Source organism: Streptomyces sp. NPDC002403, assembly GCF_053593015.1.
This window is the reverse complement of record NZ_JBSFBQ010000008.1, coordinates 118,702-136,144: the sequence shown is the minus strand read 5'-3', so window position 1 is coordinate 136,144 and position 17,443 is coordinate 118,702. Positions and strand designations below refer to the sequence as shown.

Sequence of the window (17,443 nt, the reverse complement as noted above, 5' to 3'; positions counted from 1 at the left end):
GCCCGGTCCGTCACCCCGATTCACGGGTCGAGGTCGTTGCCGGCGCGCTCGTCGAAGATCCTCATGGCCTTGGCGGTCACCGGTCCGGGCCCGCCCGGCAGCTCCCGCCCGTCCACCCGGTGGACGGCCTGCACATCGCGCAGGGTGGAGGTGAGGAAGATCTCCTCGGCCCGCTCCAGGATGTCGAACGGCAGCTCGGTCTCCTGCGCGCCCGCCCACTCCACGGCCAGCGCGCGGGTGATCCCGGCGAGGCAGCCGGAGGCGACCGGCGGGGTGTGCAGCTGTCCGTCGAGGACGACGAAGACATTGGACCCGGTGCCTTCGCAGAGCTGCCCGGCCGTGTTGGCGAAGAGCGCCTCGGACGCGCCGTGCTCCTGGGCCCGGGCGAGGGCGACGACGTTCTCGGCGTACGAGGTGGTCTTGAGCCCGGCGAGCGCGCTGCGTTCGTTGCGCGTCCAGGGAACGGTGATCACCGCGGTGGTGTCGGGACGGCGGGCCGCCTCGCCGAGGGCGACGACCAGGCTCGGGCCGTTCGCGCCGCGGTCGGAGCCGAGCGGGGAGAGCCCTCCGGTGTAGGTGATGCGCAGCCTGCCGAGCGCCATCGGGTTGGCGTCGATGACCTCGGCGCAGGCTCGGCGGACCTCGTCGGGGTCGGGGTCGGGGAGTCCGAGGCCGCGGGCCGAGCGGGTCAGCCGGTCGAGGTGGCGGGTGAGGGCGAAGGGCCTGCCGCCGACGGTCTTGACCGTCTCGAAGATGCCGTCCCCCACGGTGAGCCCGTGGTCCAGCACGGACACCCTGGCGTCCTCGGCGTCGCGCAGTCCGCCGTTGACCCAAATCATCATCACGCGGTCCTTCCGGTTGCTTCGTGCACGCCCGACGCTACAGCGAGCAGCCTGGACGCCTTGAGTTCGGTCTCGTCCCACTCGCGTTCCGGGTCCGAGCCCCAGGTGATGCCGGCCCCGGTACCGAAGCGGAGGACCGGGGCGGTGCCGGTGCGGTCGATCCAGAAGGTACGTATGCCGACGGCGAGCGACGCGGTGCGGCGGTCGGCGTCGACCCAGCCGATGCCTCCGCAGTAGGGACCGCGCGGTGCGGTCTCCAGCTCCTCGATGATCCGCAGGGCGCTGGACTTGGGTGCCCCGGTGACGGAGCCGGGCGGAAACGTCGCGTCGAGGAGTCCGGGCCAGCCGGCGTCCTCGGCGAGCTCTCCGCGCACGGTGGAGACGAGGTGGACCAGGCCGGGGTGCTTCTCGACCGCGCAGAGGCCGGGAACGGTGACCGATCCGGTGGCGCAGACCCGGCCCAGGTCGTTGCGGACCAGGTCGACGATCATCACGTTCTCGGCGTGGTCCTTCTCCAGCAGGTCGGCCTCGGTGCGGCCGGTGCCCTTGATCGGACCCGACGCGACGGTCCGGCCGTCCCGCTTCAGGAAGAGCTCGGGCGACGCGGTGGCGATCTCCACGCCGTACCCCGGCAGCCGAATCGTTCCTGCGTACGGGGCGGGGTTGCCGCGGGCGAGCAGCGCGGTCAGGGCGTCGACGTCCGCGGCGCGCGGGTCGGGCAGCGGCGCCGTCAGCACCCGGCAGAGGTTGGCCTGGTAGACCTCGCCCGCCGCGATGTACTCGCGGATCCGCCGTACGCCCGCGACGTACGCGGCGCGGTCCAGCGACGAGGTCCAGTCTCCGGCCGCGGGTCCGTGCCAGGCGCCCGGCACGGGGGCGGGCACCGCCCCCGTACGTACGGAGCCGAAGCGCGCGCAGACGAGGCGGCCCTCGAAATCGGCGGACACGGCCCAGAAACCGGTCGATTCGAGGGCTGCGGGATCACTGGTCACGTCCTGCAGATCGGACGCGACGAGGCCGCCGAAGCGGGCCATTGGAGCTAGGTCGTGCACGTCGTCGAGTCTAGGGCGGTGCGCGATGACCTGCGCCGGGGCGAGCGCACCTCAGCACGCTGCACAAACGCGTTTTTGTACTGGCCCCGGAATCCGCTAGAGTTCAACACGTCGCCGGGACGCGCAAGCGGACCGGGAAAGACAAGCGGACGTAGCTCAGTTGGTAGAGCGCAACCTTGCCAAGGTTGAGGTCGCCAGTTCGAACCTGGTCGTCCGCTCGCACAAAGTGGGGGGATCTTCCCGAACCCCCCGCTCGTGGTGGAGTGGCCGAGAGGCGAGGCAACGGCCTGCAAAGCCGTCTACACGGGTTCAAATCCCGTCTCCACCTCCAAGGACGATTAGCTCAGCGGGAGAGCGCTTCCCTGACACGGAAGAGGTCACTGGTTCAATCCCAGTATCGTCCACTGATCCGCAAGGATCCCCGCGCGATTAGCTCAGCGGGAGAGCGCTTCCCTGACACGGAAGAGGTCACTGGTTCAATCCCAGTATCGCGCACGCAGTACACGCAGGTTCACCCTGCGCGATTAGCTCAGCGGGAGAGCGCTTCCCTGACACGGAAGAGGTCACTGGTTCAATCCCAGTATCGCGCACCAACCAGAGCCCCGGTCGTTCCGACGACCGGGGCTCTGTCGTGCTCCGCCGCGTGGGCACCGGCACGGCCCGGACGGAAGGCGTCCGGGCCCGCGGTCAGGCACTCGCCGGTGCCGGCCCGTTCAGGACGATTCGCACCGGTCAGGACGAGAAGAGCATGCGGCCGAAGCTCTTGTGCCGGTAGTGACCGCCGTGGTGGCCGCCCTGGTACTGCGGAGCGCCCCAGGCGGGTGCCGGGGCGGCCGGGTAGGCCTGCGGGGCCGGCGGGGCGGGCGGAGCCTGCTGCGTCCACTGCGCCTCGATACGGGTGAGGGACTCCAGCTCGCCGTAGTCGAGGAAGATTCCCCGGCAGCCGCTGCACTGCTCGATCTGTATGCCGTTGCGGTTGTACGTGTGCATCTGTGCGTGGCACTTGGGACACTGCATCGTTCGGCTCACTCCTCGCCGTCGGGTCGCCGTCGCCGGAAATCGGGCCCGCCGACGGTCGGTTCAGCCTACGACGGGTGTTCGGCACCCAACTCGGGCGGGAGGGATGCTATTCGGGCACAGGCATCGATCATCGCCTGCTCCACCTCGTCCGGAGTCCGGTCCTCCGTCGCGGACTTGGCGAACGCCAGCGCGGCGGTCTGGACGGTCAGGGCGCGGGCCGGCACATCCAGCTCCGGCCAGGGGTCGCCCTCGGCACGTACGGCGGGGCCGCCCGCCGCCCGGTAGGCGTCGAGGAAACGGAGCCAGACCTCGGGGGGCAGGATCCCGGCGGCGTACCAGGCGGCGGGGCGGGCGAGGTCCCATGCGGGGTCGCCGAGACCGGCGTCGTCGATGTCGATGAGCAGCCAGGGTCCGTGCGGGGCGGGGTGGCGGACGAGCTGGCCCAGGTGCAGATCGCCGTGGCAGAGGAAGTGCGCACGGTGGGCGGGTGCGGTGGTCTCGTCGCGGGCCCAGGCCGGCAGGCGGTGCCAGGCTTCGAGTACGGGGGCGGTGGCCGGGTCGGCCGGCCGGGCGGTGCGCATCCGGGCGACGGCGAGCGCGGCCTTCGCGGGGCCGCGCATGGGCGGGAGCACGAGGGCGGGCGGGGCCGGGGTCCGGTGCAGTCCGGCCAGCAGTTCGGCGGCCTCTTCCCACGGGGCGGCATCGGGGTCGACGGGGTCGACGGGATGGCCGTGGGGCCACAGGGTGACGGGGCGGTCGTCGAGAGGTGCGGCGGGGTGGGGTTGGAGCGGGGCGAGCAGGATGCCGGTGAGGCGCGGGTCGTTCGCGAGGCCGAGGCGGGTGAGCAGGCCGGGGGTGTCCGTGCCGGGGGCGTGGGCCTTGGCGACGACGGCCCCGCTGCGGACCACCGTGCCGTCCGTCCGGTCCGCGAGCACCGCCGGGGGCGGGCAGGCGCAGGGTTCCCCGGGGCGGGCGTGGGCGGCCCGGTGGGCGAGGGCGCCCAGCGCGCGTACGACTGCGGTGGTCACGGTCTCCCCCGGTGGCGAACAGGTACGGGCGGCCGGTCCGCACCGGGCCCGCCGATGAGCGTACGGCGTGAACGGGCCCGGACAGCGCGATGTCCGGTCAGCTCCCCAGCTGACCGGACAAACGCTGCCGTCCGCCGCACCCCCGTCCCCACGGGGTTGTTGGCCGGATGTCCCGGTCCGGACCGCTCTTCCGGACCCGGGGCGCCGCTCAGCGCCCCAGCATCACGCCCACGGACGACGCCTGTGTGACCACTGCGTCCCAGCCGCCGAAGACGACTACGAGCAGGGCCGCCAGAGGAAGAACCATCGCCGTCGCCACCAGTGGGTGGCGGGTGCCGGAGGACGGGCGGCTGCCGAACGCCGCACGGTCCCCGCGTCCCGTGCGGCTCATGGTCCGCGTTGCCGTGTCCGCCATGGTTCCTCTCCTGACTCGTATGTGGGGCGGCGGGCGTGTGACCTCGGGGGACGAGTACTGCGCCCGCCGCTTGACCTCAACATTAGGGAGGCGCGGGGTGCGGGGCGTCATGCCCGCGTACCGATTGCCGGGCCTCCCGGAGGATGAGCCCCGGGCCGTGGATGTACTCCCCTGGGTGGAGACCGGCCGCCTGATCCCGGGGACATCCCGGAGGGGGTGCGGCGAACTTCCCGCGGCACCGGAGTCGTTGGACGGCGCGGTCCACAAGGCGTACGGCCGCCGGCGCCGTGACCTCGCTCACGCTCCGCTCCCCCGGTCCCCGGGCGCCGGTCCCGGTGTGCCCGTGGAGGCCGCTCGCCGGCGTCCGGGCCGGGGTCCACGCCGTACCGCCGGCCGGCCGGGGCGGCTCCAACCCCCCTTCACCGCAACCGCCTTGGCGTCCGGACGTGGCCGGCACCGAACCCGTGCCGGCCGCACGCCCCGTCATGGGCCGCGCCGCGCACCGACAATCGATCGGCCGGTGAGGGCGCGGCCTCTGAGCGCCCCGGGCGCCGGGTACGTAAGCTGTGCCTCGTCAGGCGGACCAGGCAGCGGGGATGGGCAGACATGGCGATGATGCGGCTCCGGCGCGAGGACCCGCGTGTCGTCGGCTCGTTCAGGCTGCACCGGCGGCTCGGAGCGGGCGGCATGGGTGTCGTCTACCTGGGTTCGGACCGGCGGGGGCAGCGGGTGGCACTGAAGGTGATCCGCCCGGATCTGGCGGAGGACCAGGAGTTCCGCTCCCGTTTCGCGCGCGAGGTGTCCGCCGCCCGGCGGATCCGCGGCGGCTGCACGGCGCGCCTGGTGGCCGCGGACCTGGAGGCGGACCGTCCGTGGTTCGCCACGCAATACGTCCCGGGGCCCTCGCTGCACGACAAGGTGGCCGAGGAGGGACCGCTGTCGGCCGCCGAGGTCGCCTCGATCGGGGCCGCGCTCTCCGAGGGCCTGGTGGCGGTGCACGAGGCCGGTGTCGTCCACCGTGACCTGAAGCCGTCGAACATCCTGCTCTCCCCCAAGGGCCCCCGGATCATCGACTTCGGGATCGCCTGGGCGACCGGGGCCTCCACCCTCACCCATGTCGGTACGGCGGTGGGCTCGCCGGGGTTCCTCGCGCCCGAGCAGGTCCGCGGCGCCGCCGTGACACCCGCGACCGACGTGTTCTCGCTCGGCGCCACGCTGGCGTACGCGGCCATGGCCGATTCGCCCTTCGGGCACGGCAGTTCCGAGGTGATGCTGTACCGCGTGGTGCACGAGGAGCCCCAGCTGCACGATGTGCACGACGCGCTGGCGCCGCTGGTGAGCGCATGTCTGGCCAAGGATCCCGAGGAGCGGCCGAGCACGCTCCAACTCTCCATGCGGCTCAAGGAGATCGCGGCACGCGAGGCGCAGGGGCTGCACGAGAGCCGGCCGCCCGTGCAGCGTTCGGCTCAGGAGCTGGACCGGCCGACCGGCCGCCTCGACGGCCCGTACACCGAGCAGCAGACGCGGCGCGCGGCTCCTCCCGCGCCCCGTCAGCAGAAGCAGAAGCAGCCCCAGGGCAGCAGGCCGTCCTCGTCCTCGCGGTCCGGGGCGCCCCGGACCGGTGGTTCGCGCCCCCGTCAGCAGCAGCCGCGCAGCACCACCCGGTCCGGCAGGCGTCCGCAGGGTACGAACGGGACGAACGGCCGGCCGGGCACGCGGCCCGGGGCCCGTCCGACGTCGGCGGGGCTGCGGCCCGCTAATCCGCGGCTGCTGCGGCAGCGGCTCGTCGTCTTCGTGGTGGTGACGCTGCTGGTGGCGCTCGGCATCGCGGCGGCCCAGGGCTGCCAGGGGCCGTCCCGCGGGCTGGGTACGGATCCTGGGCGGCACGGGACGAGCGCCCGGACCCAGGTCGAGACCCCGCCCCAGGACCCGCGGCTCCCGTAGCCGGTCAGTTCTCCGGACGGCCCGATGCCACCGCGTAGAACGCGACCGCGGCGGCCGCTCCCACGTTGAGCGAGTCGACGCCGTGCGCCATCGGGATGCGCACCCATTCGTCGGCGGCGACCAGGGCCCGGGTGGACAGGCCGTCGCCCTCGGCGCCCAGCATCAGGGCCACCTTGTCCATCCGGTGCGGTGCCGCCTCGTCGATGCTGCCGGCCTTCTCGTCCGGGGTCAGCGCGAGGAGTCTGAAGCCCGCTTCCCGTACGGTCTCCAGGTCCTTGGGCCAGGTGGCGAGGCGGGCGTAGGGGACGGAGAAGACCGCGCCCATCGAGACCTTGACGGAGCGCCGGTAGAGCGGGTCGGCGCAGTCCGGGGAGAGCAGGACGGCGTCCATTCCGAGGGCGGCGGCGCTGCGGAAGATCGCCCCGATGTTGGTGTGGTCGTTGACGGCTTCCATGACGACCACCCGGCGGGCCGTCGTCAGCAGCTCGTCGGCGGTCGGCAGCGGCTTGCGCTGCATCGAGGCGAGGGCGCCGCGGTGGACGTGGTAGCCGGTGACGCGCTCGGCGAGCTCGGGGCTGACCGCGTACACCGGGGCCGGGACCTCGTCGATGACGTCGCGCATCAGGTCGACCCACTTCGCCGAGAGCAGCATCGACCGCATCTCGTACCCGGCGTGCCTGGCGCGTCTGATCACCTTCTCCCCCTCGGCGATGAAGAGGCCCTCGGCGGGCTCCCGCCTGCGCCGGAGTTCGACATCGGTCAGCCCGGTGTAGTCGCTCAGGCGGGGGTCGTCGGGGTCGTCGACGGTGATGAGATCAGCCACGGGTTCGATACTGCCTTGTCCGGTGTGTGGTGCCAACGGCTCGGGAGAAGATCCGTTACCGCTGGTTACTCTGCGGGGGGGTGCGGGCGGTGTCCGGGCCGGCTACTCGGCGGGGAGCGGTGCGGCGCCGGTGCCGACCGCGACGACGTCGCCGATGACGATGACGGCCGGGGGGCGTACGTCCTCGGCGGCGGCCCGTTCGGCGACGGTCGCCAGGGTCGCGTCGACGCGGCGCTGGGATGCCGTGGTGCCCTCCTGGACCAGGGCGACCGGGGTGTCCGGGGACTTGCCGTGGGCGACGAGGGCCTTCGCGATGGCGCCGATCTTGTCGACGGCCATCAGCAGCACCAGGGTGCCACGCAGCTGCGCGAGCGCCGCCCAGTCGACCAGCGAACGCTCGTCGTCGGGCGCGACATGACCGCTGACGACGGTGAACTCATGGGCGACGCCGCGGTGGGTGACGGGGATTCCGGCCGCGCCGGGTACGGAGATCGAGCTGGAGATGCCGGGGACGACGGTGCACGGGATGCCTTCGGCGGCGAGCGCCTGGGCCTCCTCCATGCCCCGGCCGAAGACGAACGGGTCGCCGCCCTTGAGCCGCACGACGGCCTTGCCGGCCTTGGCGTGCTCGATGAGCGCCTGGTTGATCGCCTCCTGCGCCATGAAGCGGCCGTACGGGATCTTCGCCGCGTCGATCACCTGGACGTGCGGCGGCAGTTCGTCGAGCAGGTCGCGGGGGCCTAGGCGGTCGGCGATGACGACGTCGGCCTCGGCGAGGAGACGGCGGCCGCGCACCGTGATCAGGTCGGGGTCGCCGGGGCCGCCGCCGACCAGGGAGACACCGGGGGTGGGCCGGGTGCGGTGGTGCGGGGCGGCGAGCGTGCCGTCGCGCAGTCCCTCGACGATGGCGTCGCGGACGGCGGCGGAGTGGCGCGGGTCGCGGCCCTGGGCGTCGGTGGACAGGACGGCGACGGTCACGCCCTCGCTGCGGCCGGTGGCCGGGGTCCAGGCGGTGGCCACATCGGCGTTGTCGCTGCGCACGCACCAGGTACGGGTGCGCTCGGCCTCGGCGGACGCGGCGTCGTTCGCGGCGTCGTCGTCGGAGGCGATGAGCGCGTACCAGGTGTCGGTGAGGTCGCCGTCCTCGTACCGACGGCGCTCCCAGCGGATCTCTCCGGCGTCGGCCATCGCCTCGACGGACGGGGTCGCGGACGGCGATACGAGGGTGATGTCGGCGCCCGCCGCGATGAGCGCCGGGAGTCGGCGCTGCGCGACCTGGCCGCCGCCCACGACGACGACGCGGCGCCCGCTCAGACGCAGTCCGACGGGGTACGCGGGGTGATCGGCGTGCTCGGCCATGGCGGTGCGGACTCCTCGTGCGATGCGAAGTGCGGGCCGCTGCGACGGTGGAGCGGCTGTGACGTGCGGTTTTATGGGTGCGGGTCCACGATACGGGGTGCGCCGGGGGGTGTGGCGGGCGCTGCGGAGGCGGGCGTCGGCGACGGGCCGTCTCCTCCTCGCCCCTTCCCGACAACCGGGATCCGCCCCGGACCCCGCTCCTCGGTCGCCGGAGGCGCTTGAGGAGCGGGGTCCGGTCTACTTCTCCGTCACACCCGCCGAGTCGAACGTCGCCACCTCGTGCATCGCGCGCGCCGCGCTCTGCACGATCGGGAGCGCCAGCAGCGCACCGGTTCCCTCGCCGAGGCGGAGGTCGAGGTCGACCAGCGGGCGCAGGCCCAGCTTGTTGAGCGCGGCCACATGGCCGGGCTCGGCGCTGCGGTGGCCCGCGATGCAGGCGGCCAGGGCCTCCGGGGCGATCGCCCGGGCGACCAGGGCCGCGGCGCCCGCGCTCACGCCGTCGAGGATGACGGGCGTACGGAGCGAGGCTCCGCCCAGCAGGAAGCCGGCCATCGCGGCGTGCTCCAGGCCGCCGACCGCTGCCAGGACACCGATCGGGTCGGCCGGGTCGGGCCGGTGGAGTTCGAGGGCACGACGGACCACGTCCACCTTGCGGGCGTGCATCTCGTCGTTGATGCCGGTACCGCGTCCGGTCACCTCGGCCGGGTCCATGCCCGTGTACACACAGATCAGCGCGGCCGACGCCGTGGTGTTGGCGATCCCCATCTCACCGGTGAGCAGGCCCTTGTTGCCGGCCGCGACCAGATCGCGGGCGGTCTCGATGCCGACCTCGATCGCCGCGAGCACCTCTTCGCGGGTGAGTGCGGGACCGGTCGTGAAGTCCGCCGTTCCGGCGCGCACCTTGCGGGGCAGGAGGCCGGGTGTCGCGGGCAGTTCCATGGCCACGCCGACGTCGACCACGCACACCTCGGCGCCGACCTGGGCCGCGAAGGCGTTGCAGACCGCGCCGCCGCCGAGGAAGTTGGCGACCATCTGGCCGGTGACCTCCTGCGGCCAGGCGGTGACGCCCTGGGCGTGCACTCCGTGGTCGCCCGCGAAGATCGCGACGGCCGCGGGCTCGGGGATCGGCGGCGGGCACATCCGGGAGAGCCCGGACAGCTGTGCCGAGATGATCTCCAGCATGCCGAGCGCTCCGGCCGGCTTGGTCATCCGCTTCTGGCGTTCCCATGCCTCGCCGAGCGCCTTGGCGTCCAGCGGGCGGATGTTGGAGATGGTCTCCTGGAGCAGGTCGTGCGGCTCCTCGCCGGGCAGGGCGCGGCGGCCGTACGTCTCCTCATGGACGACCCAGGACAGCGGGCGGCGCTTGGACCAGCCCGCCTGCATCAGCTCGGGCTCCTCGGGGAACTCGTCGACGTAGCCCACGCACAGGTAGGCGACGACTTCGAGGTGCTCGGGCAGGCCCAGGGCACGGACCATCTCGCGCTCGTCGAAGAAGCTGACCCAGCCGACGCCGAGTCCCTCGGCGCGCGCGGCGAGCCAGAGGTTCTCGACGGCGAGCGCGGAGGAGTACGGGGCCATCTGCGGCTGGGTGTGCCGGCCGAGGGTGTGCCGTCCGCCCCGGGTGGGGTCGGCGGTGACGACGATGTTCACCGGGGTGTCGAGGATGGCCTCGATCTTCAGTTCCTTGAACTGCTTGGCCCGGCCCTTGGGCAGCGACTTGGCGTAGGCGTCGCGCTGACGCTGTGCCAGTTCGTGCATGGAGCGACGGGTCTCCGCCGAGCGGATGACGACGAAGTCCCAGGGCTGCGAGTGGCCGACGCTGGGCGCCGTGTGCGCGGCTTCGAGGACGCGGAGCAGGACCTCGTGCGGGATGGGGTCGCTGCGGAAGCCGTTGCGGATGTCGCGGCGCTCACGCATGACACGGAGCACCGCCTCGCGCTCGGCGTCGTCGTAGCCGGGGGCCGGGGGGCCGGCGGGAACCTCGGCCTCGGCCGCCTCGGGGGCGTCCGCCTCGGCGGGCTCCTGGGGCTCTGCCCCGGGCTGTACGGATTCCGTGTGCCCGGCCCCGGGCGCCTCGGGGGCATCCGTCGCCACGGCCGTCGCCGCTGCGGGTTCCGCGAGCGGAGCGGCTTCCACGCCTTCCGCGATGTCCGCGGGGGCCGTGGTGTCCGGGGTCTCGATGACCTCCGGGCCCTGTCCGGCCTCCGGCTCGGGCACCGTCGGAACCTCGGCCTCGGGAGCGGGGACGGGCGCGGGGGCTTCCGCGGGCACGGCGTCCGCGTCCGCGACCGCGTCGCCATGCACGACGGGCTCGGCAGCCTCGACCGCCTCGGCGTTCGCGACGGGCTCGGCGTGCACGGGGGGCTCGACGGCTTCCCCGGCCTCCACCGCCTGCTGGGCCTCCGCGATCTCCGGCCGAGGCACCTGCACGGGCTCCATGGCGATCGGCACGCGCTCGGCCTCGGGCTCGGGTCCGGTCGCGGGCTCCGCCTCGACGGTCTGCTCGACGACGGGCGTCGGCGCCAGGTGCGGAGTCGTCGGCACCGAACCCTCCACGGGCACGAACTGGCCCATGGGAACGGCTTCCGCGGTGTCCTGCGGCGCGATCGCTTCGGCGGGGGCCCCGGATCCGGCGGGAACTCCGGCGGGGAGGTCGGCGGTGGCCTCGGCGGGGGTTCCGGCCACTGCCGGTACCGGCTCGGCGGCCGGGGCGGCCGCGGCCTCCGGTTCCACGACCGGAGCGGTCCGAACCGGCTGGGCCTCCCGCGCCGGCTCGGCGACGGGTTCCGGAGCGACCGGCTCCGCGACGGCAGGTTCCACGACGGCAGGTTCCACAACGGCCGGCTCCGCGAGGACGGCCGGCTCCGCGACGACGGCCGGTTCGACGACGACGGCCGGTTCCGCTACGGCCGGTTCCGCCGCCACCGGTGCGGCCTCCGGCTGCGGTGCCTGGGCCGCCCAAGGGCTGCCGCCCTGCGGCAGGATCTCCCCGAGCTGCGGGCCCGGCAGCGCGGACGCGTCCTCGGCCGGCATCTCGAAGTACTCCGGGCCGGTGGTCGGTGGACCGGCGTGGCGCGCGGGGGCCTGGGGCCGGGCCTGTGTCTGGGGCGCGCCCGCCGGGCCGCGGTCGGCGAGCGAACGGACCACTCCGCCGGTCGGCGTGCCCCCGTACGAAGGCGAGCCGTCGGCGGCGACCGGGCCGCGGTGCAGCGGACGGCGCACCGGGGCCTGGGGCTGCGGCTGGGCCGCCGGAGCGGGGGCCTGGGCGGGCGACGGAATCCGGACACCCCTGAGGTCGACCGAACCGGAGTCGCGGCCACCGGACTCATGGGTCCCCTGGCCGGTCCCGGGCAGTGGCTCCGCCACCGCCTGCTGGGCCGCGTACACGTCCGCGGCCTGCGCCTGGACCGGGAGCTCCTGCACCTGGACCTGGACGGGCCCCTGGGGCTGTGCGGCGGTCTCGCCGGCCTGCTGGGCATAGGGCTGTGCCGCGGGCGGGGCCTGGTAGGCGGCCTGCCCGGGCACCTGAGCCTGGGCGGCGACGCCCTCGGGGTACTGGCCCGGGGCCGGTACGGCCTGCGGGTCGCTCCAGGCTCCCTGCGGGCTCGGCATCAGGAGGAGGTCGTCGTCCTCGGAGACATGCTCGGAGGGAGCGAGGTAGGTGTAGGCATCCGGGGCGGCGACGCCCGGCTGCTCCACCGTGCCTGCGTTCTCCGGCAGTCCCTCACCCGGGATCTGGCCGGTGTCACTCATGCGTACCCCTCGCCCATCGTCAGTGCTCCTTCGGCCCTTCGCCCGGGACGCCCGAACACGGCACGCCGGCGCTCGTCAACAAGAACGAGCGGGCTCGCCGCGCGGCACGAACCGGTCGCGGACATACTGCATTCTCGCGGCCGTTCGCCGCCGCGGCAGCTCATTTCGCCACGGCCCGCTGTGGACTGCGCCACGTCGCGCATCCCCCGGTTCCGCCGTACCACAACGGGGGCCAAAACGGTCCTCTTTTCCGGACATTGACGAACGAAGCGACGAACGTCCGGGCGCGGTACAACGATCGGCCAGCCTACCTCCCGCTGTACGCCGACCGGGTCACGGGGCGAGGTCGGAGCGCAGCGCCGAGAGGAGGAACACGACCGAGCGTTCACGCTCCGACCATGCGGCCGTGTCGAGTTCGACGGACTGGAGGAGCGAGCAGCGGACGGTGTACCCGTTCGCGCCCAGGGCGGCGCCGAGTGCCTCGGCCTCGTCCCGCGTCGAGGCATGGGTCACGACGCGTTCCGGCCGCCGTTCGGTGACGGCGGTGACGACGGGGACCCCGCCGCCCCCGATCCGTACGACATCGGGTTCCGGCAGCCGTTCCAGCACATGGGGGGCCCGGCCCTCGACGACCTGGAGCTGGACTCCGAACGCCCGCGCCGCCGCCGCGGTACGGGCGCAGGCTGCCGGGTCGCTGTCGACGGCCAGGACCGCCGCGCCGAAGCGGGCGGCCTCCACCGCGAGGGCCCCGCTGCCGGAGCCGATGTCCCAGAGGAGGTCGCCGGTCCGCGGTCCCAGGTGGGCCAGTTGGGCGGCGCGCAGCCCTGGGGACTCGCCCTCGCCGCTGTCCCGGCCGCCCTCGGCGGCACTGCTCGCGTAGGCCTGCGTGGGCAGTGCCCAGCCGCGTACGCCATGGGGGAGGGCGGGGTGGCGGCCGGCGATCCAGGCGCCGGTGGCCTGCGGTTCGGGGCCGCTGCCGATGACGATGACCACGTTGGGGTCGCGCCAGACGTGGTCGGCGGCCTTGTCGGAGGTGACGACGGTGACCTGCTCGCGGGTGGTGCCGAGCTCCTCGCAGATGACGAAGGTCCGGTGGACGCCTTCCAGGAGCAGGGCGAGTTCGGCGGGGCCCGCGCCGGGCGAGGTGAGCACGGCGACCTTGTGGTGGGCACGGCAGACGTTGACGGCGCGGCGCAGGGTGCGGGGGTGGGCGACGACCGTCTGGGCGTCCTCCCACGGCATTCCGGCGCGGGCGAACGCGGCGGCGACGGAGGACACGGCGGGGACGACCTCGACCTCCAGGCCGTGTTCGGGTGCCCGGAGGTTGCGTACCACGCCGAAGAAGCCGGGGTCCCCGTCGGCGAGGACCACGGCGCTGCCGCGGTGGCCGGCGATCCGGCGGGCGGCCAGGTCGATGGAGCCCAGGCGGATCCGTTCGGCGTTCGCCGGGACTTCGGGGAGTGCGAGGTGGTGGGCGGCTCCGGCGACGAGCGTGGCGGCCGAGAGGGCGGCCGTGGCCGCTCCGGTCAGTGGCGAGCCGTCCCAGCCGATCACGGTGACCCGATCGGCCATCTGTCGTCAGTCTCCTGGAGTCGTCGCAGGTGGGGATGGAAGCGTGGTGAGGCAGAGCGAGAGTACCCGGTCCTTACCAAAAGGGTGTCAGGGCCCCTTCCAGGGGTCAGTTCCAGTCGTTGTAGGCGCCGTAGCCGCCCGCGTCGGCGAGCTGCTCGGCGACGCCTTCGAGGTCCTCGGGGAGCAGGCCCCAGACGATCAGGTCGGTCCTGATGTCGGTCCAGCCGCCGTCCGTGCCGTTCTCGGTCCGGGTGCGCGCTATGCGGGCGTTGCGCAGGACGCCCTCGCTGATGCAGCCGAGCTTCTGGGCGACCTGCTGGGAGGCGGTGTTGTCGGCGGCGGTGCGCAGTTCGATGCGCTCGAAGCCCTGGTCGCGGAAGAGCCACTGGGCCACGGCCAGCAGGGACTCGGTGGCGTAGCCCTCGCCGCGGGCCCAGGGGGCGGTGATGTAGGCGGCCTCGGTGGAGAGGGTGCGCCAGTCGGTGTTGCGGAGCCGGACCGAGCCGACGAGCCGCTGGGTGAGGAACTCGGTGACGGCGAGGACGATGCCGTCACCGGTGGTGCGCTGGGCGGGGGCGATCCTGCGGACCCAGCGTTCGGCGTCGACCTGGGTGTAGGGGTGGGGTGCCTCCGTCCAGGCTACGACGAGTTCGTCGTTCATCATCTCGATGTACGCGGGAACGTCCGCCATGTCGAAGGGGCGCAGCACCAACCGATCCGTGCTGATGGAGATGTCCGGAAAGGTGGAAGTCATGCGCAGCTCCATACCGAAGACCGTTAAAGGCACAGCATGCAGCATCGGCCCGATGCCGTGCATGGTCGGGTCCGCACGACGGAGCCCCGCGCCCCCTCGGTGGGGTGCGCGGGGCTCCTCGGACAAATGCCGTACGGGTGTCAGGACTTGGCGGCGGTACCGAAGGCCGGGACGACGGATCCCTGGTAGGTGTCCTCGATGAACTTCTTGACCTCGTCGGAGTGCAGGAGCTTCACGAGCTTCTGGACGCGGGGGTCCTGCTCGTTGCCCTTCTTCACGGCGATGATGTTGGCGTAGGGGTTGCCGTCGGCCTTTTCGAGCACGAGGGCGTCCTTGGCGGGCTTGAGGTCGGCCTCGATGGCGTAGTTGCCGTTGATGACGGCGGCGTCGACGTCGTTCAGGGCGCGGGGCACGGTGGCGGCCTCCAGCTCCTTGAACTCCAGGCCCTTCTTGTCGGTGATGTCGCTCAGCCCGGCGCTGGTGCCGACGCCGTCCTTGAGGGTGATGAGACCGTTCTCGGCGAGGAGCTGGAGGGCGCGGCCCTCGTTGGTCGTGTCGTTGGGGACGGCGACGGTCTGGCCGGCCTTGATGTCCTTCAGGTCCTTGACCTTCTTGGAGTACAGGCCGAGGGGCTCCAGGTGAACGGTGCCGACCGGGACGAGGTGGGTGTTCTTCTTCTTGTTGAAGTCGTCGAGGTACGGCTGGTGCTGGAAGAAGTTGGCGTCGACCTGGCCGGTCTCGGTGGCGGTGTTCGGCAGGACGTAGTCCGTGAACTCCTTGACCTCCAGCTTGAGGCCCGCCTTCTCGGCCAGGTTCTTCTTGACGAAGTCCAGGATGTCGGCGTGCGGCGTCGGGGACGCGGCGACGACGAGTGCCTTGGAGGTGTCGGCCTTGGCACCGGTCTCGCCCTTGGCGCCCGGGTCGGACGACGTGCCGCAGGCGGTGAGGCCGAGGGCGATGGCGGCGGTGGCGGCGGCAGCCGCGGTGATCTTGATGTTCTTACGCACGAAAAGTGCCTCTTTCCGGTGGTGAGGGTGGTGCGCCCGGACAAGGAGTTCGGGCTTGTGAGGGGAGAGGAAGTCTCAGGAGGCGGTGCGGCCCCGGCGGGCGAGCAGGCGCACGGCCAGGTCGCCGATCAGCTGGATCACGGTCACGATGACGATCAGCAGCGCGACGGTGATGAGCATGAACTGGTTGTCGAAGCGCTGGAATCCGTAGGTGACGGCCTTGGAGCCGAGCCCTTCGCCGCCGACCGCGCCGGCCATCGCGGAGTAGCCGATCAGCACGATGACGGTCGTGGTGACGCCCGAGATGAGCGAGGGCAGAGCCTGCGGCAGCAGGACCTTGCGGACGATCGTCGGGATGGATCCGCCCATCGACTGGACGGCCTCGACGAGCCCGTGGTCGACCTCGCGGACGGCGGTCTCGACGAGCCGGGCGAAGAACGGGATGGCGCCGACGGAGAGCGGAACGATCATCGCGGACGGGCCGATGAAGGTGCCGACGACCCAGGTGGTGAAGGGGATCAGCGCGATCAGCAGAATGATGAACGGCAGCGAGCGGCCGATGTTCACGATCACGCCGATGACCTTGTTCACCAGGGTGTTCCGGAGCAGTCCGCCCTTGTCGGTGAGGACCAGCAGGACCCCGAGCGGCAGTCCCACGAGCACGGTGACGACCGTGGACCAGAGCACCATGTAGAGGGTGTCGATGGTCCCCTGGGTGAGCAGCGGCTGCATTTCGGACCAGGTCACTTCGCCACCTCCTCGGTGAGCGGGGCGGGGGTCTGTACGGGGACGGCGGGGTCGCCGTCCGTCACGACCTCGGCCTGGAGGCCCTGCTCGCGCAGGAAGCCGATCGGGACGACGTTCTCCTCGAAACGGCCGGGCAGCTCGATGCGCATCCGGCCGATCTGCTTGCCGCCGACGGTGTCCATCGCGGCGCCCAGGATCGAGATGTCGATGTTGTACGTGCGCGACAGCTGGGAGATCACCGGCCGGCCGGCCGCGTCGCCGTGGAAGGTGACGTCGACGACCGTGCACTCGGGGCCGGAGGCCGTGCCGCCGACGGGGAACAGTTCGTGGGCCAGTTCGGAGCCCGGGGTGGCGAGCAGTTCGCCGACGGTGCCGGACTCGACGACGCGTCCCTTCTGCATCAGCGCGGCGGAGTCGCAGATCGTCTTGACGACGTCCATCTCGTGCGTGATGAGCAGGACGGTCAGGCCGAGCTGCTGGTTGAGGTCGCGCAGCAGCTGGAGGATGGAGCGGGTGGTCTCGGGGTCGAGGGCCGAGGTCGCCTCGTCGGAGAGCAGCACCTTGGGGTCGCCGGCCAGGGCGCGGGCGATGCCGACGCGCTGCTTCTGGCCGCCGGAGAGCTGACCGGGGTAGGCCCTGGCCTTGTCGGCGAGGCCGACCAGGCCGAGGAGTTCGAGGGCCTTGCGGGAGCGGTCCCGGCCGGAGACCCCGAGGATCTCCAGCGGGAGTTCGACGTTGTCCTGGACGGTGCGGGAGGCCAGCAGGTTGAAGTGCTGGAAGACCATGCCGATGCGGCTGCGTGCCTCGCGCAGTTCCCGGCCGGCCCGGCGGCCGCGTCCGGCGAGTGCGGTGAGGTCCTGGCCTGCCACGGTCACGGTGCCGGAGGTGGGACGTTCCAGGAGGTTGATGCAGCGGATCAGGGAGGACTTGCCGGCGCCGCTCTGTCCGATGACGCCGTACACCTCGCCCTCGCGGACGTGCAGGTCGACGCCGTCCAGGGCGGTGACCTCCCGGCCGCGCGACTGGTAGACCTTCGTGAGGCCCGAAGTGGTGATCACAGGGTTTCCGTCACTGTCGAGTGCGCGGCGCGGTGTCCGCCGGGCACGGGGCATTCGTCTGATGAGACT

14 protein-coding genes and 5 tRNA genes are annotated in these 17,443 nt (G+C 72.7%); 6 read left to right on the top strand and 13 right to left on the bottom strand.

What is annotated here, in order from left to right:
• Positions 1-20: 20 nt before the first annotated feature.
• On the bottom strand, positions 21-842 hold the full coding sequence (locus ACWCPY_RS12605) for an aminotransferase class IV (protein WP_451264283.1): 822 nt from the start codon (positions 840-842) through the stop codon (positions 21-23).
• Positions 842-1,876, bottom strand: a complete 1,035-nt coding sequence (locus tag ACWCPY_RS12600; RefSeq protein ID WP_451264361.1) for a chorismate-binding protein — start codon at positions 1,874-1,876, stop codon at positions 842-844. Before ACWCPY_RS12600 ends, ACWCPY_RS12605 begins: the two co-directional genes overlap by 1 nt.
• A 163-nt stretch (positions 1,877-2,039) precedes the next feature.
• On the opposite strand from ACWCPY_RS12600, the gene ACWCPY_RS12595 reads away from it, so the two are divergent.
• From ACWCPY_RS12595 to ACWCPY_RS12575, 5 genes are all read left to right on the top strand, one after another.
• Positions 2,040-2,112, top strand: a tRNA-Gly gene (locus ACWCPY_RS12595).
• A gap of 39 nt (positions 2,113-2,151) precedes the next feature.
• A tRNA-Cys gene (locus ACWCPY_RS12590) sits at positions 2,152-2,225 on the top strand.
• 1 nt (position 2,226) lies between these two features.
• Positions 2,227-2,298, top strand: a tRNA-Val gene (locus tag ACWCPY_RS12585).
• 19 nt (positions 2,299-2,317) lie between these two features.
• Positions 2,318-2,389: transfer RNA gene (locus ACWCPY_RS12580), tRNA-Val, on the top strand.
• Positions 2,390-2,412: 23 nt separating this feature from the next.
• Positions 2,413-2,487 (top strand) — tRNA-Val (locus tag ACWCPY_RS12575).
• 139 nt (positions 2,488-2,626) lie between these two features.
• Here the strand turns inward: ACWCPY_RS12575 and ACWCPY_RS12570 are convergent.
• The 3 genes from ACWCPY_RS12570 to ACWCPY_RS12560 all read right to left on the bottom strand — a co-directional run bounded on the left by ACWCPY_RS12570 (position 2,627) and on the right by ACWCPY_RS12560 (position 4,357).
• Positions 2,627-2,911: a TFIIB-type zinc ribbon-containing protein gene (locus ACWCPY_RS12570; protein WP_329817793.1), complete on the bottom strand. Its 285-nt coding sequence runs from the start codon at positions 2,909-2,911 to the stop codon at positions 2,627-2,629.
• A 68-nt stretch (positions 2,912-2,979) separates the two neighbouring features.
• Complete coding sequence (locus ACWCPY_RS12565) at positions 2,980-3,942, bottom strand: phosphotransferase family protein (RefSeq protein ID WP_451264282.1); 963 nt, start codon at positions 3,940-3,942, stop codon at positions 2,980-2,982.
• Between the two features lie 208 nt (positions 3,943-4,150).
• Entirely contained in the window at positions 4,151-4,357 is a 207-nt protein-coding gene (locus tag ACWCPY_RS12560) for a hypothetical protein (RefSeq protein WP_451264281.1), read from the bottom strand.
• 606 nt (positions 4,358-4,963) lie between these two features.
• Here ACWCPY_RS12560 and ACWCPY_RS12555 point away from each other — a divergent pair.
• Positions 4,964-6,301 carry a serine/threonine-protein kinase gene (locus tag ACWCPY_RS12555; protein ID WP_451264280.1) on the top strand — a complete coding sequence of 446 codons (1,338 nt, stop codon included), beginning with the start codon at positions 4,964-4,966 and terminating at the stop codon, positions 6,299-6,301.
• Positions 6,302-6,305: 4 nt separating this feature from the next.
• On the opposite strand, the gene ACWCPY_RS12550 is transcribed toward ACWCPY_RS12555, so the two are convergent.
• From ACWCPY_RS12550 to ACWCPY_RS12515, 8 genes are all read right to left on the bottom strand, one after another.
• Positions 6,306-7,124: a TrmH family RNA methyltransferase gene (locus tag ACWCPY_RS12550; protein ID WP_451264279.1), complete on the bottom strand. Its 819-nt coding sequence runs from the start codon at positions 7,122-7,124 to the stop codon at positions 6,306-6,308.
• 102 nt (positions 7,125-7,226) lie between these two features.
• A complete protein-coding gene (cobA, locus tag ACWCPY_RS12545; RefSeq protein ID WP_451264278.1) occupies positions 7,227-8,483 on the bottom strand; it encodes a uroporphyrinogen-III C-methyltransferase in 1,257 nt (418 codons plus the stop codon).
• Positions 8,484-8,720: 237 nt separating this feature from the next.
• The gene (gene cobT / locus ACWCPY_RS12540; RefSeq protein ID WP_451264277.1) at positions 8,721-12,236 is read right to left on the bottom strand and encodes a nicotinate-nucleotide--dimethylbenzimidazole phosphoribosyltransferase; all 3,516 of its coding nucleotides are present in this window, start codon (positions 12,234-12,236) and stop codon (positions 8,721-8,723) included.
• Between the two features lie 333 nt (positions 12,237-12,569).
• Positions 12,570-13,808: a precorrin-6y C5,15-methyltransferase (decarboxylating) subunit CbiE gene (gene cbiE, locus ACWCPY_RS12535; protein WP_451264276.1), complete on the bottom strand. Its 1,239-nt coding sequence runs from the start codon at positions 13,806-13,808 to the stop codon at positions 12,570-12,572.
• Positions 13,809-13,914: 106 nt separating this feature from the next.
• Positions 13,915-14,562 (bottom strand): GNAT family N-acetyltransferase, encoded by a 648-nt coding sequence (locus ACWCPY_RS12530; RefSeq protein ID WP_451264275.1) that lies wholly within the window; start codon positions 14,560-14,562, stop codon positions 13,915-13,917.
• Positions 14,563-14,702: 140 nt separating this feature from the next.
• Positions 14,703-15,569, bottom strand: a complete 867-nt coding sequence (locus tag ACWCPY_RS12525; RefSeq protein WP_451264274.1) for a MetQ/NlpA family ABC transporter substrate-binding protein — start codon at positions 15,567-15,569, stop codon at positions 14,703-14,705.
• Positions 15,570-15,644: 75 nt separating this feature from the next.
• A complete protein-coding gene (locus ACWCPY_RS12520) occupies positions 15,645-16,316 on the bottom strand; it encodes a methionine ABC transporter permease (protein ID WP_451264273.1) in 672 nt (223 codons plus the stop codon).
• Complete coding sequence (locus ACWCPY_RS12515) at positions 16,313-17,374, bottom strand: methionine ABC transporter ATP-binding protein (RefSeq protein ID WP_451264272.1); 1,062 nt, start codon at positions 17,372-17,374, stop codon at positions 16,313-16,315. Before ACWCPY_RS12515 ends, ACWCPY_RS12520 begins: the two co-directional genes overlap by 4 nt.
• Positions 17,375-17,443 lie beyond the last annotated feature (69 nt).